The organism is Microvirga brassicacearum, from assembly GCF_008757455.1.
Classification (GTDB): Bacteria; Pseudomonadota; Alphaproteobacteria; order Rhizobiales; family Beijerinckiaceae; genus Microvirga; species Microvirga brassicacearum.
Genome location: NZ_VCMV01000024.1, coordinates 169,733 through 185,030 on the forward strand (window position 1 = coordinate 169,733; position 15,298 = coordinate 185,030).

At 60.6% G+C, this 15,298-nt stretch carries 17 protein-coding genes and 1 pseudogene; 11 read left to right on the forward strand and 7 right to left on the reverse strand.

What is annotated here, in order from left to right:
- Window positions 1-175 precede the first annotated feature (175 nt).
- Window positions 176-697, forward strand: coding sequence for a DUF2267 domain-containing protein (locus tag FEZ63_RS15715; RefSeq protein WP_150946134.1), 522 nt, complete (start codon window positions 176-178; stop codon window positions 695-697).
- Between the two features lie 103 nt (window positions 698-800).
- Window positions 801-1,247: a CBS domain-containing protein gene (locus FEZ63_RS15720; RefSeq protein ID WP_150946136.1), complete on the forward strand. Its 447-nt coding sequence runs from the start codon at window positions 801-803 to the stop codon at window positions 1,245-1,247.
- 114 nt (window positions 1,248-1,361) lie between these two features.
- Here the strand turns inward: FEZ63_RS15720 and FEZ63_RS15725 are convergent, their stop codons facing one another.
- The 3 genes from FEZ63_RS15725 to FEZ63_RS15735 all read right to left on the reverse strand — a co-directional run bounded on the left by FEZ63_RS15725 (window position 1,362) and on the right by FEZ63_RS15735 (window position 2,904).
- Window positions 1,362-1,937: a 3'-5' exonuclease gene (locus FEZ63_RS15725; protein WP_150946138.1), complete on the reverse strand. Its 576-nt coding sequence runs from the start codon at window positions 1,935-1,937 to the stop codon at window positions 1,362-1,364.
- A gap of 112 nt (window positions 1,938-2,049) precedes the next feature.
- On the reverse strand, window positions 2,050-2,193 hold the full coding sequence (locus FEZ63_RS25205; RefSeq protein WP_150946140.1) for a hypothetical protein: 144 nt from the start codon (window positions 2,191-2,193) through the stop codon (window positions 2,050-2,052).
- Between the two features lie 147 nt (window positions 2,194-2,340).
- Complete coding sequence (locus FEZ63_RS15735) at window positions 2,341-2,904, reverse strand: hypothetical protein (protein ID WP_150946142.1); 564 nt, start codon at window positions 2,902-2,904, stop codon at window positions 2,341-2,343.
- A 319-nt stretch (window positions 2,905-3,223) separates the two neighbouring features.
- On the opposite strand from FEZ63_RS15735, the pseudogene FEZ63_RS15740 reads away from it, so the two are divergent.
- From FEZ63_RS15740 to FEZ63_RS15750, 3 genes and pseudogenes are all read left to right on the forward strand, one after another.
- A pseudogene (locus FEZ63_RS15740) lies at window positions 3,224-3,540 on the forward strand (SOS response-associated peptidase family protein); the annotation flags it as partial.
- 88 nt (window positions 3,541-3,628) lie between these two features.
- A complete protein-coding gene (locus FEZ63_RS15745; protein WP_150946144.1) occupies window positions 3,629-3,862 on the forward strand; it encodes a hypothetical protein in 234 nt (77 codons plus the stop codon).
- Complete coding sequence (locus tag FEZ63_RS15750) at window positions 3,859-4,566, forward strand: sigma-70 family RNA polymerase sigma factor (protein ID WP_150946146.1); 708 nt, start codon at window positions 3,859-3,861, stop codon at window positions 4,564-4,566. The genes FEZ63_RS15745 and FEZ63_RS15750 overlap by 4 nt, the downstream gene beginning before the upstream one ends.
- Before the next feature lie 60 nt (window positions 4,567-4,626).
- On the opposite strand, the gene FEZ63_RS15755 is transcribed toward FEZ63_RS15750, so the two are convergent.
- Window positions 4,627-5,160 (reverse strand): ferritin-like domain-containing protein, encoded by a 534-nt coding sequence (locus FEZ63_RS15755; RefSeq protein ID WP_162419756.1) that lies wholly within the window; start codon window positions 5,158-5,160, stop codon window positions 4,627-4,629.
- A 447-nt stretch (window positions 5,161-5,607) separates the two neighbouring features.
- Here FEZ63_RS15755 and FEZ63_RS15760 point away from each other — a divergent pair, with 447 nt between their 5' ends.
- Window positions 5,608-5,889: a PilZ domain-containing protein gene (locus FEZ63_RS15760; protein WP_150946150.1), complete on the forward strand. Its 282-nt coding sequence runs from the start codon at window positions 5,608-5,610 to the stop codon at window positions 5,887-5,889.
- On the opposite strand, the gene FEZ63_RS15765 is transcribed toward FEZ63_RS15760, so the two are convergent.
- Window positions 5,886-6,602, reverse strand: coding sequence for a response regulator transcription factor (locus tag FEZ63_RS15765; RefSeq protein ID WP_150946153.1), 717 nt, complete (start codon window positions 6,600-6,602; stop codon window positions 5,886-5,888). The two genes, FEZ63_RS15760 and FEZ63_RS15765, sit on opposite strands and share 4 nt — an antisense overlap.
- Window positions 6,603-7,154: 552 nt before the next feature.
- Here FEZ63_RS15765 and FEZ63_RS26225 point away from each other — a divergent pair.
- The 5 genes from FEZ63_RS26225 (at window position 7,155) to FEZ63_RS15785 (ending at window position 12,318) form a co-directional block, all read left to right on the forward strand.
- Window positions 7,155-7,244: an ATP dependent DNA ligase gene (locus FEZ63_RS26225; RefSeq protein ID WP_420846287.1), complete on the forward strand. Its 90-nt coding sequence runs from the start codon at window positions 7,155-7,157 to the stop codon at window positions 7,242-7,244.
- A 139-nt stretch (window positions 7,245-7,383) separates the two neighbouring features.
- Window positions 7,384-8,133 carry a Crp/Fnr family transcriptional regulator gene (locus FEZ63_RS15770; protein WP_150946165.1) on the forward strand — a complete coding sequence of 250 codons (750 nt, stop codon included), beginning with the start codon at window positions 7,384-7,386 and terminating at the stop codon, window positions 8,131-8,133.
- A 134-nt stretch (window positions 8,134-8,267) separates the two neighbouring features.
- The gene (locus FEZ63_RS15775; protein WP_201274177.1) at window positions 8,268-8,678 is read left to right on the forward strand and encodes a response regulator; all 411 of its coding nucleotides are present in this window, start codon (window positions 8,268-8,270) and stop codon (window positions 8,676-8,678) included.
- A gap of 915 nt (window positions 8,679-9,593) precedes the next feature.
- Window positions 9,594-9,839 (forward strand): hypothetical protein, encoded by a 246-nt coding sequence (locus FEZ63_RS15780; protein WP_150946169.1) that lies wholly within the window; start codon window positions 9,594-9,596, stop codon window positions 9,837-9,839.
- A 1,462-nt stretch (window positions 9,840-11,301) separates the two neighbouring features.
- Window positions 11,302-12,318, forward strand: coding sequence for an LLM class flavin-dependent oxidoreductase (locus FEZ63_RS15785; RefSeq protein WP_150946171.1), 1,017 nt, complete (start codon window positions 11,302-11,304; stop codon window positions 12,316-12,318).
- Window positions 12,319-12,844: 526 nt separating this feature from the next.
- Here the strand turns inward: FEZ63_RS15785 and FEZ63_RS24825 are convergent.
- Both FEZ63_RS24825 and FEZ63_RS15795 read right to left on the reverse strand, forming a co-directional pair.
- Window positions 12,845-14,134 (reverse strand): DUF5666 domain-containing protein, encoded by a 1,290-nt coding sequence (locus FEZ63_RS24825; protein ID WP_153245858.1) that lies wholly within the window; start codon window positions 14,132-14,134, stop codon window positions 12,845-12,847.
- The gene (locus tag FEZ63_RS15795) at window positions 14,131-15,000 is read right to left on the reverse strand and encodes a DUF6502 family protein (protein ID WP_150946173.1); all 870 of its coding nucleotides are present in this window, start codon (window positions 14,998-15,000) and stop codon (window positions 14,131-14,133) included. Before FEZ63_RS15795 ends, FEZ63_RS24825 begins: the two co-directional genes overlap by 4 nt.
- Window positions 15,001-15,298: the final 298 nt, after the last annotated feature.

Here is a 15,298-nt window from a genome sequence, read left to right on the forward strand (position 1 = left end):
AGCCCTCCCGCTGCGGTCAAGCGCGACCGCATTGCGAACGTCCTGCTAGGTAGCAGATCAGAGATGAGCCACGCCCGCCCCGCCACCGCGCGATCGGCGGGCATTTTCATTGATTGGAACAGAATCAGGCCGGCGAGGTTCAGCTTTAGATGAGTTCGCGCGAGTGGAGGAACTCATGAGCGCTACAGGGCTCGGCGTTTTCGATAGAACGCTTCAAATCACCCATATCTGGCTCGACGAACTTATGGAGGAGATCGGTCCCGACCGGCAAGTGGCTTGGCATGTGCTGGGCACCGTCTTGCGCCGACTTCGCGATCGACTGCCCCTCGATCTTGCGGTCCATCTCGGTTCGCAGCTGCCGATCCTGGTGCGCGGATTGTACTATGATCAATGGCACGCGCCGGGCCGCATGGACGAGAAGCCCCGCTCGCTGGACGAGTTCCTGCACGGTATCGCCGAGGAACTCGCCAACACCCGGCCGGTGAACGTTCGCGACGCCACGCGCGTCGTGTTCGGAATACTCTCGCACCACGTGGATCGCGGTCAGATCGAGAAGATCAGGAACGCGTTGCCGGAAGACGTGCGGGCGATCTGGCATGACGAACCGGATGCGCCCGATGCGCAGGAGCGGCCGGCGCAATACAGCGCTGGCGGGGGCGACGTCGAGGCTGGTGTGGCTCGCCTCCCAGAGCGCTGATCAGGCGCCGGGTATGACGAACGCGCCAGAGCGTCGGCCTTGCTGTGAAGGCTGGGCCCTCGGCTAACTGACTCATTAGAGAACGAAACGAAGGAGATGAGACATGAGAGTGTCCGATACGATGACACGCGACGTGCGCGTCGCGAGCCCCAACCAGACGATCCAGGACGCGGCTAAAATGATGTCGGACGTCGACGCCGGCGTGCTCCCCGTGGGCGAGAACGACCGCCTTGTCGGCATGATCACTGATCGCGACATTGCGGTTCGGGCCGTCGCCAAGGGGATGAAACCCGACACGCCTGTGCGTGATGTGATGACCTCGGAGGTGAGATACTGCTTCGAGGATGAAGACACCGAACAGGTAGCCCGCAACATGGGCGATCAGCAGGTCCGCCGTCTTCCCGTGGTGAACCGGGACAAGCGCCTCGTCGGCATCCTGTCGCTTGGCGACTTGGCGGTCATGCAAGGCAGCCGGCCTGCGGGCGAGGCGCTTACGGAAATCTCGCAGCCTGGCGGCCAGCATTCGCAATCGGGCGGCCGGGCCATGTAAGTGCGACGCAGAGGCTTAAGTACGACGCAGAGGTTCGGCCGTCTTTCGAGGCGGCCGAACGCGAATGCGACAATCGACATCGTGCGGCCGCCCTTTTGCCTGATGGGCCGGGCGTCAGACGGGGCGCGTTGCTATCTCCCCCGCGAGCCCGCGAATGGTTTGCCACAACCCCAGCTCACGCTTGGCATCCGCGAGCGCACGATGCGCGGGCGGTTGTCGCTCATCATCCCGACGCTGGGCCTCTTGGAGAATGTCCCGCAAGATAATCTCGTGACGATTCACCGGCACATCCGCAGCATGGAGGATGTCGAGCACAGCATTCCGGTGAGCCAGTTCGGTATCGTGAAGACGCAAGGCATGTCGCGGCAACCCGGCTGCGCGCAGCAACTTGCTCAACCACTGCCCGTCCCATGATGGCGCAGTCGCATAAAGCATATGTCCGGTCAGGACAGCGACCATGCGTCGACCGACATCCTCGACCGCCGAACCTTCAGCCACCAATTGACTGCGCGAGATGCCGTGAATTGCCTCAGACGCGGCAGCCCAATCGGTCCACGATGACGCGGGCCTGATCAGGTGGCTTTCCGCCTCGCCTGACGCAAACACCCAGGCGACCTCGATCGGATAACCATGCTTGCCCAGAGAGGAGGCTTCAAAATCGAGAAAAACTGTATCGACCACCTCAACCATCACGGCACGCCTTAGCGCCGGCGATCGGCCCCGCAACGATCATGCCACCGAAATCCGGCGGCGCCAGTGCGGTCATCGCTTCGGGGAACGCATCCAACCAGCGCGTTGGGCGTCAGTGCTCGCCGCGATGAGGATCCTTGCCGGCCGCCTGACTGCTCTTCCGCGGCTGGTCGTCGGAGCGCTTCGCCTGATCGCCGGCGCGATTGCCGCCGTGAGTGCCCTTCTTCGTACCGCTGCTTTTTCCATCCTTCGGCATGTCGTGCTCCACTTCGTGTTCGCGGGCGAGCCCATCGATAGTCAATGTGCCGGACTGGATGAGGCCGCCATGTGCTGCTCGGGCGAAGAATTGGGGCCCGTGCTTGCTGCTGACCGGGGGCTGGATGCCTCCGCGCCGCAGGTACAGTTATGAACGCTTCAAGCAAGCCACGGTACTCTGCAGCTGCTTACCCGCCTGCTGGACGCCCAGGGCGTGTTGATAAAAGCTCGCCCATTGCCGCTCGGGCTGATCATTCTTCGTGCTATTGCATTCCGGATATCTGAACCGGCCGTTTTCTTTTCGATCGCTCACCGTAAAGCCATGGCGCTTTAAATTCCCGGCATTGTCGAACAAAGGCTTGGTGGCCCTGGTCAGGCTCGGCACCATCTGAGTGACGGTCCTGCTGAATTCCTCATCTTTGCCGCCCTTCAAGGCGTTGTGTGCCGAATCGAGCGACTGAAGGGCGGCTTTGTATTCGGAGGTGATGGTCCGAAGAGTCTGGTGCGTCTGCTGAAGATATTGCGGGTGTTCGACCGCATTGAAACACTTGTCGACCTGGCTATCGAGAGCCGGGAGTTGGCGCAGCGCACTGTTCGCCGATCGTTGGAAAGCGCCGACGGCCTCATCAGCCCCGCAGGGTTGGGCGGCGTGCGCAGAAAGCGCCACTCCGCCCACAGCTAAGATTGCGATTGAGAGGAGGGAATTTTTCAAGGGACCTCCGTCGTGTCGTTCGCGTTCGATTTTAAGCCAAAAACTCGGGGGATTCTACCTCGACAAGCTCGCAGACTTTCCGAAGTCTCCCGCTCGATCACCACAGAACGACTCCTCAACTCGTTACTGAGGGCTACGATCGAGCGGCCCTGAGGCTTCTGGGGCAAGCAAGCCCGGCCGAAGCGGAAGTACGTGATCAGGCAGCCGCGCGGTTGTGGTAGCGGTGGGCGTGCGGTGCCAGCAGGTGGAAACCCGATCAATACTATCGAGAGGAAGCAGTGAAAGATCGCCGACAGATCACACTGAAGAGGCTCTATGCTCGCCGACATGGTTCGCGCTGTCCGAGGAACGGCCGCTTGCCGCCTTCGCCGGGATCTGGCGGCCTTGGACCGGCGTCAGGGGACGAATGCCAACCCTGTCGACGGCGAGCATTTGGTGTTCAGCTTCCTGACGACCGACGCCAACGCCGAAGTCGGCGCGATCCACCCGAAGGCGATGCCGGCGATCCTCACGACGGGCGAAGAGTTCGACGCGTGGCTGTCCGCGCCGATGGAGGAGGCGATGAGGCTCCAACGTTCGTTACCGGACGGAGCCTTGACGGTCGTGGCAAGAGGGGAAAAGGAAGATGGTGCCTGACTTCCGGCGGAGTTGAATTGCATATTTATGCACTTCGAAAGCAGGAGACATCCGAATGCATCCTAGCCCCCACCCAACTCCTAACCGGATGCTGCGCCCCGAAGACCTGGAATGCGTCTCCGCAGCATTCGAACTCACCCTCCGATATCTGAACGAAAACAACAAAGAATTTAATGTTCCTTCGGCGCGGGATTTGGCAGCCGAAGTCATTATGGCACGCGCCCTGGAGGGCGAGCATGACGCGTTCCGCCTTTGGATGGACGCCGTGCGCTATCTCAAGGCCCATCAAGGGTTCAATGTCGCGGCGAGCGCCCGGCGATGACCAAGAGCGCGAATGCGTCTAGCGGGCACGCAACTGCTTCCTTGCCGGCCGCGCTCGACGATCACACCTTGGCTTGGCTGGGTGACCGGCTGCGCGGGACTTACAGGGAACTGGTTACTGACAAGCTTCCGCATGATCTTAGCGGCCTCTTGAAGCGCGCGTTTCAGGTCATTCGCGCCCAACAGGAGCCGATCGATCAGGCATTCGTCGCTGAAATGATGTCAGCCCTTTCCGAGCTTCGCGCATACGGAGTGTCGCTCGAAAGGGACCCAGTTCGCGCCGAGGATCTGGTTCAGGAGACGATCCTCAGAGCGCTGTCACAGCACGAGCGATACGAGAGAGGCACCTGTCTGCGGGCATGGCTGTTCACGATCCTTAGAAACGCTTTCCTCACACAGATTCGCCGCCGCGGGCGAGAGGTCGAGGACGCGGATGGGTCGTATGCCGAAAGGTTGACCTTTGCGCCCGATCAGAACGACAAAGTGACCCACCGGGAGTTGCTCGCGGCGCTCGAGGCTCTTCCGAAGGAACACCGGGAAGTTCTCGTCGCTGTCGCAGTCGAGGGCCTGTCCTATGAAGACGCGGCCCTCAAAATGAACTGTGCGATCGGAACGATTAAAAGCCGGGTAAGTCGCGCGCGCAGGCATCTCGCGGAGCGAATGGGGCTGACGAAAGATGACATGATTGGGTGGACTCGAGTGTAGCAATTGCGGTCGCCGATGCCGCCGTCCGGGATCCTGGACTAGCGGCATCGGGAGATTACCTCAGCGCTTCTGTTCGCCGGACCCGACCAGCATCAGATAACGCTCCACCGTGGCCGGCAGATGCTCTTCGAGCCACCGGGCCATTTCCTGCTCTTGCTCGAGGATCTCATCTGCTGATTGAGCAATCCGTTCTTCCCCCGCGGCGCGCGCCATGACGCCTAGCGCGGTGTAGGCGGCGATTTCGAAGTGCTCGAAGGCATACCCGGCAAAGCTGTTTTTCAGCACCTCATCGCTGGTCGCGCCGTGCACCATCATCTGAAGGTTTTGCACCAGCCCCATGGTCGTATCCTTGATCGTGGACGGGCTCTCGCCCAGATCCTCCAGACACTGCGCCACCAGAACTTGGTGCTGACGGCTCTGTTCCAGGTGCTCGGTGCATTTGGCCTTCAGTGCGGGATAATTCTCGAGCCGGTCGACATTGCCTTCCAGCATTTCGATCGCTTGCTGCTCCAACCCATGGGCGTTGCGCAGGCCCGTAATCAGCTCCTGCCTCGCGTCCTGGGGATTGATTGTACCGCTCTGCGTCGGTTCCATGTTCCACCTCCTCTTCCACGAAAGGTGCAGATCAACCGCCGCCTGCATCGGGAGTTCCCATTCAGTGCCCTCGGTGCGAGTGCTGCTGGCAATACCCCGGCGGCTCGCCTCGGATAGCTCATCGAGCGACCGTCCCGAAGGGAAACCTTTCAGCGGCAGAACTTTCTGAATCCGGGTAAGCAGGCAGCCATGCAGGAGGGAGACGATGCCTGACGACACAAAGCAACGTGGTGGCGGAGACTTGTCGAGAGGCACCGGTCCCGAGGGATATGAGCTCAATTTCTTTGGCCCAAAAGCACGGCATCACCACGGAAATGGCGATGCAGCTCATGGCAGAATACGGCACCGACCGGGCCAAACTCGATGCTGCTGCCTCCGCCTTAATGTTGAAGAAATTGCAGGCGAGAAGGAAGATCGGCCTAGTAGAAACGAGCGAAAGCGGAGAGCATGAAATACGAGACACGGGTCGAGCGTCGTTCGAGCGAGCGCTTTCGCACTCATCTGAAAGGGCAGATTGTTAGCGATAATAGCTCCTCGCCCGTCGAATGCACCGTGCGGAATCTCTCGGCTGATGGGGCGGGGATTGCATGCGCTTATGCGGCCGAAATTCCGCTGGAGTTCGAATTGCAGATCCCGGAAGAACGTGCATCTGCCCGGGTCCGGCTGATCTGGTCAAATGGGATCGAGCATGGGGTCATGTTCACCGACAAGCTGCTCCGATCAAGTTAAAGATGAACACCGACTTTCTGCGGGGGAACAGCCTCATGCCCCGTTAGCGGAAAGGTGTACCCGACGTGACGTTTGGCCTTGATAGGGTCGTATCCGAGGTGCTGGCGCAGCTTCTTGCGCAGTTTACTGACATGGCCTTCGATGACGCTTTCGTCGAGACCATCGCTGTAAATCCCATAAATCGTGTTGAAGATCTGGGTTTTAGTCAGCCAGCGGCCGCGACAACGCACCAGATATTCAAGAATGTGGCGCTCACGGCGCGGTAAAGACAAGCTGACGCCGTCGATCTCCGGGTCGCGCCCGTCGAAATGGACCGTGAGCCGCTCCCCGCTGCGCTCAGGCGCCTGGCTTCCATTGGCGCGGCGCCAGATCGCCCCGGAGCGGGCCAGGATCTCCCTGACATGCACGGGCTTGCGCACCACGTCGTCGAATCTGGCAGAGAACAGCTCCAGGGTCTGCTCCAGAGAGCCGGCGTCGCTCAACGCGATTACCGGCGCGCGCGAGCGCCGGCGAATGTTTGCCGCGCAGGCGGCGCGGTCCTGAAACTCGCCGAGCAGGAAACCTTGCACCGCATCGATATCAGCGCCCGAGGTGGCTTTGAGCCAGTTGTGGAACTCACCGGAGAGCAGTCCGAGCGACGAGACGCCTTCGCGGCCAAAGCACGCAACGTATCCAGCGGCCACCATCGGCCGCTCATCTACAATGATGTACATAGGTCAGACCCAAGATCATACGAATGCCACAACATCGACAGGACCGCAGCCATCACTCGTGCAGACGTTGCGACCCTGCGCGCTGATGATTTTCACCTACCACCGGCCCGGGAACGCCTGTACCGTAAGCTCTTTAGCGTGGAGGACGATTGGTCGTGCGTAGGCCGTTGCGGAATATTTGTCCATGCGGCGAAATTACCTCAGAACCTGGAGTTAACCGCCCGAAAGGTAATTTTGCTTTACCAGCACCCGACCGCGCGGGTGGGCCGTACATTTGAGAGTCATATAATTACATGTCTCACGGCAAGCTAGTTCAGCCCGGATAGTCCGTAATCCCGGAGCACATGGCGTAATGTTCTTCCATATTCAGCATCATTCGAATCTCTTTGCTCCCGAATTTTGAGCAGCGAAGGCCGAGAGCCATGTCGGGGATGAACGTCTCGAACGGCCAACCGGCGAGCGGCACCACGGCGCTGTGGTGGCAGCCATTGGCCATGCAACAAACACGCCACCGTCTCCGGGCTGAAGGACAAGGGCGTCATCTGACCCAAGATCCGGGTCGAAGTCGAATATCGCCACCGGACCTCAGATGGTCGGCTACGGCATCCGTCGTTCAAGGGCGTTCGGGACGATTTGGGGTGAGATGATGCGTCCGAGTGGCACATCGCTTCGGTTTTTTAAAATACCGGCCCGAGGAGGCGTATGCTAGCCAAGTCGCATGCAGGGTTTGTCCGGGCGTATGCGATGAGAGTGTGACGCTCCCGCCCCAACGGGAGCCGTCATGTCGCAGCCTCCACATCTGTCAATCATTCGCAAATCCGAGCACGCCGGAGTCCGTAACCAGCTGCTCTCCTTCCTTTCAGACAACGACTACGCTCTGATCCAGCCTTATCTGGAGGCGGTGGATCTCGAAAGAGGCGCAGTTGTCTCCAGGCCGAACGAGCCGTTCGAATATGTCTACTTTCCCGAGCATCTTGTTACATCTGTGGTCGCGACGACGCGCGATCGGCACCGGATCGAGGTGGGCATCTTCGGTCGCGAAGGCGTTTCTGGCACCTCGTTACTTCTGGGCGTGGACCGGACCCCCCATGAGACGTTCGTTCAGGTGCCGGGCCCAGCTCTGAGAATCCGAACGGAGAGCTTCCAACGAGTAATTGGGCAAAGCGCATCGCTTCATCAACTGCTCTTGAAGTACGTGCAGGTCTTCAATGTGCAGGTGGCGCAAACTGCGTTATCGCATGGCGGATACTCGATTCCATCCCGCCTCGCACGATGGCTGCTGATGTGCCACGACCGTCTCGACGGCAACAATCTCCATCTCGTGCATGACTTTCTCGCCCTGATGTTAGGCGTTCGTCGCTCTGGAGTGACGGAGCAACTCCACGTCCTCGAGGGTGTGCATGCCATCAGCGCCAAGCGGGGCGTCATTACGATAAAGAACCGCGGCAAGCTTCTGGAAGCAGCAGGCGAGAGTTATGGGGTTCCGGAGGCCGAATACGAACGTTTGATCGGCCCCTTCAGGCGAATTTGATAGGGAGTGCTGACCTCTGCGAGTTGGAGGAAGATGTTTGTACGCTTTCGGACAGTGTCTGGTGAAGACCTTGAGCGTGAGCCTCCAACCAATAGATCAGAGTAGGTTATTCGACCGCAGAAGAGGTGCAGTCGATGGAAAGCTATCAAACCAATGCTCAATCGTGTGGCACGTCCGCGGCGCCTTGCTGCCTGATCGTTGAGGATCAAGTACTGATCGGGATGTCGGTTGAAGCCTATCTGGAAGAGATCGGATACGAAGTCGTCGGTCCGCTAACGAGTTCGAAGGCCGCATTAGACTGGTTGGAGGAGAATACGCCAGATTTCGCCATTCTCGATTACGCACTCGCAGATGGATCCTGCAGCAATCTCGCCGCTGTCTTGAAGGCGCGCCACGTGCCTTTCGTGATCTATTCTGGCCACCCCCGCAGCCTCGACGAAGGTCTCGAGATGCAAGACGTTCCCTGGATAGAGAAGCCGGCTGCTCGCATGGAGATCATAAAGGCGATCGAACGGCTGCCGGTCCGGGGACCGCTCCCTCGGTAACGGCGCGGCTGGGGCTGACGGAAGACTTCAGCACCCGTCATTCAAAGGCGTCCGCGAGGATTAAGCAGGATCGCACATACGCCAAAGCCTCGACGGTTTAGGTGATTTTCGCAAAAAAGCCCCAGTGAAACCTGCTATCATGTCGCGAGGGGCATACTCTTGGAGGCGGCTGTTATGGGAGCACCTATCCAGAGGATCTGGCACCGAATCTCTTATTTGCCGCTCTTAAGCTTCTTCCGTGGTCGCAAACCTGTCTCTTCATCGCCGGACGTTCCAGACGAGGTGGCGTTGGACAATGTGGCCGTCACGTTCAAGGAATGCGAGGACGACTGCGAGCCGACGGCTGAACAGATCGAAGCAAAGGAACGAGAGCGCGCAGATCGGTTCAAAGGCGATCAGCTGTTGCCGATCATGGGAATAGGAGGCGGATCGCCGAGCCCCCCATCTTGAATTAATCTGGGCCGACGTTGCCTGCCGCTCGAAGAACAACGAGGCTTGTCTAACGCCACTCGCGCGCCGGCAGCCAAGGGCTATCACTAGGTCACCAGCGGATATTGGCCGCCGCAAGGCACCTACGCACGAGACACTCGCCGGGTTCGGCCGTCTTCGCTGCATTTGGCGGAACGTCCCGGCCGCAGTCGGTCCACACGAGAAAGATGCCTGGCACCGCTTCGGCGTGCACGCAGGAGTGCGTTATCCACTCGTTGTCCGTCCAGATCGGGAGATCGTTGATCGTGCGAGTTGTTCCACTCGTCATCACACCTCTCCCGAACCATAACGATCATCGATCGTCTCTGAACTCGTATCTTTGTCCTCTCCCAGCGACCTGGGCCTTACCTCGGTCACCCCCAGTCGCAAAGGAGGCGTCATCTGCCGGATGTGGTGCGCGCTGAACTTAAGACCAGGACGGCCGTTTTGTTCGAAACCTTTGAATTTGGAGAGGCGCAAATGGCAGAGGCGAAGAAACCCGAGCAAGGCGAGGGCATGGCAAGCGTGAGCGTCAACAGCAGCCGTCGAAGTGGCATGCGGGAGGACGGGACCGGCAATCCGGCCCATGAGACCGGTGAGCGCGATTCAAACAAAAGGGTCAAGGTCCCGGATCAACAAATCCCGGTCGAGCAGTCGCCAGAGATCGAGGATACCGAGGGCCACCCCAGTTAGTGAGGACCGTCGGTGCGGCCACGATATTCCTGCCGGAGGTGGAGGCGTGACAACATCATCAGCGGCGGTTCACCAGCGGATGACATCACCGTTTGGTTTCCGTTCTCGAGCCGCTCACGTCGGGCACTTCGGTCGCTACAATCGGCAGGGAGATAGCGAACAATCACGAGTGACTAAGCCGAAGCCTTTTTCGATGTCCTTCGCCGCCGGCGTTCAGCAGCGGGACCGACCAGAGACGTGGTTACCAAGTCGCCCATAACGCCGGCTGCCGTTTCCGCGAGACCGACCGCGCCTGAGAGAACCTCGCCTACAAGTGGCGGCTGGGCGTCCCCCGATTTTTTGGCATTCCTTGAAGTTCCTCGGCCCCGAGCTGGCGCTCGCTCACCCCCACTTGGACTCAAGACGTTTGCCGATGCCCGCAGGGCCTCGGCCATGATGTCCCGACCTTCCTGAGACGTGACCATCGACCCCAAAGCATCGAGCCATCCCTGAAGGACGGAGGTTGGCGATGAGGCGGAGGTTTTGCGTGTTGACGTGGCCCGGGAGCGCGTCGCCGTTGTCTTGCTTACGCCACCCCGGCGAGCTCCTGCAGTTGACGCTGAGCGCTTTGCAATCGCCCCCGACTTCGCAGATCCGGCGCGAGACGTCGTTTTAGACTGCGCACGCTTAGAGCTGGCGGCAGCGGTCTTGCTACGCGACGATGCAGTCGTGGCTGCCGACTTCGGCGCTGTTTTCGCGGAAGTCTTCCTGCCACTTGCCGCCTTCGTGCTTACTTTTTTTGTTGACCTGGCCATCGATCAGGTTCCTTCGCTGGTCTCTTTGGTCTGAGACAACGGCTAGGGCGGGCATTTGTTACCTGAACCGGCAGCCTCATTGCGATGCTTTATCCAGGGGCAACTGCAGGCGGTTTCTCGATTGAGGTACAGCAAACCATTATTTTTTGGGATCAGGCGCCTCAGGAGAATTTCTATCATGTGCGCTGGCCCTTGCCGGATGGAGCCCTGAAGGTCGAAGTCGAATATTGCGGCTGGACAGCGGGGCGGAAGCTTCGCCACCCGTCGTTCAGGCCGTCCGTGAGGACTAGACAGGTCCGCTTTGTGCCAGAACCGGACATAAGACGGGGATTGCGCGGCAGCTAGGGCGTGACCCCCAATAAGCTATGTTCTGATCAAGCGCTCTGAGAACCGCAGCGGGCAGTTCCAGGTAGCCGATCACCGGCGACCCTGAAAACCCTGTCCTCGAACGCATGTCCCCAAGGTGGCAGGGACGCTCAGCATCGTTTCCCTGCCTCGTTGGAACACGCTCATCAGCGAATGCACTAAGATTGCCGAATCGAGCTCGGGGAACGTTTACACCGATGTCGTTCTCGTCAACCAATAATCCACGCATGTACAAGTCCACGCCAACGTGTCTGCCTGCTATCGTGGCGAATCGACTGAAGGCGTTTGCATAGGACCGCGTCATGAAGAAGATTGGCTTTCTCTCGTTCGGGCACTGGTCGCCCTCACCGCAGTCACAAACGCGGTCGGCCCGTGATGCCCTCCTCCAATCCATCGACCTTGCCGTGGCTGCCGAGGAGCTCGGCGCGGACGGCGCTTACTTCCGCGTTCATCACTTCGCGCGCCAGCTCGCCTCGCCCTTCCCGCTGCTGGCGGCAGTCGGCGCGAAGACAAGCCGTATCGAAATCGGCACCGCTGTCATCGACATGCGCTACGAGAACCCTCTCTACATGGCCGAGGATGCAGGCGCGGCGGATCTGATCAGCGGCGGACGTCTCCAACTCGGCATCAGTCGCGGCTCGCCTGAGCAGGTCATCGATGGCTGGCGCTATTTCGGCCACGTGCCCGAGGAAGGCCAAAGCGACGCCGCCATGGGTCGCCGTCGCGCAGAAGAGTTTCTCATCGTCCTAAAGGGCGAGGGCTTCGCCGAGCCGAACCCACGCCCGATGTTTCCCAACCCGCCTGGCAAGCTTCGCCTCGAGCCGCATTCGGAAGGCCTACGCGAGCGCATCTGGTGGGGATCTGCCTCGAACGCTACTGCGGTGTGGGCCGCGCAGCAGGGCATGAATCTCCAGAGTTCGACCCTCAAAGAAGAGGAGACGGGCGAGCCCTTTCACGTCCAGCAGGCCGAGCAGATCCGTCGCTACAGGGAAGCGTGGAAGGAGGCGGGGCATGCCCGCGAACCCCGCGTCTCGGTTTCGCGCTCGATCTTCGCACTCGTGGACGACCGCGACCGTGCCTATTTCGGGCACGGCAAGTCCAGCGACCAGATCGGCATCATCGACAACATGCGCGCAATCTTCGGCCGCTCCTACGCCGCAGAGCCTGACACCCTCGTGGAGGAACTAAGGGCGGACGAAGCGGTTGCCGAGGCCGATACGCTGCTTCTGACCGTGCCGAACCAACTTGGCGTCGACTACAATGCCCATGTCATCGAGGCCGTCCTGAAGCATGTCGCTCCGGGGCTTGGTTGGCGATAACGAGCGCCTCATGAGCCCGCAACCTAACCAGCGCGATTTGGGGCCCGGCGCTGGACTCTTGAAGCACGGCGGGCATTTGTCTCCTGATGACGCTATCCGCGAGAGTATCGCCGCTTCGATCATCAATGTTGGACGTCCTGAGAAGTCCGATGTTCTGGAGACCTGCACGGTCGCTCGCCCCTAAAAGGATTCCAGTCGGATAAGGACATTCGTGCCTTCGAAGCGAACGCATGCCTCTCCGAGACAAGGCGTAAATTTGCCAAGCCTGCTGAAGGAAAGCCGGAATGTCGCCTGTGGGTCAACATTTGACCTTTAAAGCGCGCATTTAACGTCTGCTTGTCCGCACCGAGCCGACCATGGTCGTACTTCCGAGTTGTGCCAGGAGTGGTTATTGCGGCGCGCTTCTCTAATGTCTGGTTCGCGCCAAATGCCGACCTTCCGTGAGACGTTCCTCTCAACAAAACTGGCTGTCGCGAGATAATTTCTCTCGGCCACCGAGATGCGCAGAGGCTCTAAGCAGGCGCCGTTATCTCCTCCCACCATCGCCATTGCCTCCGCCATTGCCGCCGCCACCGGAGTTGCCGCCGTTCCCGCCGCCGTCGCCACCTCCGTTCCCTTGACCGTTGCCACCTCCGTTTCCTCCACCGGAGTTGCCGCTGCCGTTTCCACCACCGTTTCCACTGCCATTGCCGCCCCGCGAATTGCCTGAATTTCCGGATGGATCATTGCGGTCATTGCGGCCGCGCTCCGTTCCTGGTTGGGACCGGTTATGGGGGGACTCAGTAGGGCCAAGATTCCGGTCATGCGGTGAAGCCGTGCGCCCCTGCTCGCCCGCGGGTCGATTGGCCGAGCTGCCGGCGTCGAGGCCCTGACGTGATCGGCCTGATCGCACCGGCGGACCCTGCACCGCAACGCCTTCAATGCTTAACCGCCCCCTTCGATCGGACGCGGCAGTCACCAAGGCGGGAGCATACGTTCCGGTCGGCAGTGTCACGGAGGCTTTGCCGGCGATCTCAAGACCCGAACCGAGGCGCAGCCCAGTTCGTGTGCGCTCGACATAGGCCTCAATGGAAACCTGCCGGACTGGTCCCAGGAGATCGCGCTCCCGGGCAGCCTTGGTGATCAACAGAGCACCCCGATTGTACCGCCCTTCGAGGACAACCCGAGTACCCACGATCGCCTGATTTGCTCCAGCGAGCCTCAACGATCCGACCCTCAGGCTGCCGTCACGCAGACGGGTCACCCTGCCGGCGACCCTTTCGGGACCTGCGGCCCTGCGCTCGATCAGACTTGCGACGATGGTCCCGTCCGGCCGCCGCAGGCCAAATACCGCCACACGCTCCCCACGTCGCCACTGTGGCGTCCCGTCAAGCTTCTCGGTGGAGATCCTTTGACCAAGCACCCTGAACATCTTGCCTCGCATTGCCTCGATCGTGCCGACGACTTCGCTGGTCACGTCGATCCGTCCTGTCATCAGAACGCCATTGCGGTTCTCGGCCACAACCTGCACGACCTGGCCGATCTTGAGGTCGGAGGCCGAACCAGGCTGCCCGTCGATCTGTACCGGCACGTTCGGCGCATAGGTCACGTGCAAGCCGTTGACGATGATGCTGCCAAATCCGCGGATCGTGCCCATGACACCCGTGCCGCCGATGCCGCGATCACCATCCGGGTCGGAAGCGATCACTCCGGTGCCGCCGATGCCGCGGTCTCCGGCGTCCTGGCTCCGCGCCGCCGTCAGCGGCGCAAGAAGCAACGCCAGCGCCGCCAGGTAGCAACCAATGGCTCGTGCAATCGGAGTGGCGCAGTCCTTCACGTCCTGGGCTCCTCGTCGTTGTGATCACCGGGCCTGCCAGCCGTCGCGGGCGGGACAACCTCTTCGGAATAGACGTAGACACCAAAATTCCACCGCCATCGACCAGGCAGTACTCCATCGCTGCCGGCGTGCGCCTCGCGATTGAGCTTCTGGAGCGCCTGCATCGCGACCTCGCGAGAACGTTGCTGAAGGTGCTCAGCGAGCTCCTTCGTCAGGCCGTCGTAGTGGACGGCACGCTCAAGGAATTGCGGCGATGGCGCCTCCACATTGGTCACGGCAGCCGCGATATGGTCGTGCAGGTTGCGTCCCAGATAGTAGAGCTGCTGGTCCTCGCCGCTCCGCGGCACGTACGCCGCCTGGACCAGAACGGCCCGGTCCTGGTCATCGATGATAACGAGGTGTCGGTCGAGCCACTCGTCCAGCACCGCCCGGGGTCGGACATCGCGTGTAACCGAGACGACGAGCCTCTCGAAGGACGGCTGTAACGGCTCCGCGATGCGGGGCAGCGGCAGAGGGCGTCCGTCAGCATCGCTGAACTCCGGATCGGCAAGCCAGCGAGCGAGAATGCGGCTCGTCTGCGAGACCGTCGCCGGAACGGCATTCACCGGCGCACCGGCTCCGCGCAGGCGGCGAACCTCTTTGCGATGGATGCCGGTGAGGAGACTGACGCGGCTGTCGGTCTGTTCCTTACCTGACAGAGCAAAGTCGTACTCGGCGACGTTCACGTAGAGCTCGCGCAGCAGCTCCGTGAGCATGGGAAGGGTAATCCCGCTTCGGATCAGCAGGCGCACCAGAGGGCGCAGCAGACGCGCCAAAGGGGCATGAAGCTTGGCGGCTTCAGGAGAGCGGGGAACATCGCCGGGCATGCCACCACCTAAGCGCATTTTGCGTGGGAAGCAATCCCACGCCCGCATTGACGTGGGAATTTTTCTCACTTAATCCTAAGAGGGACACTCTCGATCTCTCAGTTTTGTTGAAAGGAAATCTCATGACACGGCGTCTTGCTCTCACAGTTTCGACTTTCGCATTGGGTCTCGCCGTCAGTCTGCAACCGCTGTCGCTTGATTTAGCATCGCTCAAGATTGAGCCGTCTCTGGCCCATGCCAAAGGTGGTGACGGCGGGGGCGGTGGAAACGGGGGCGGAAATGGCGGCGGCGGAAACAG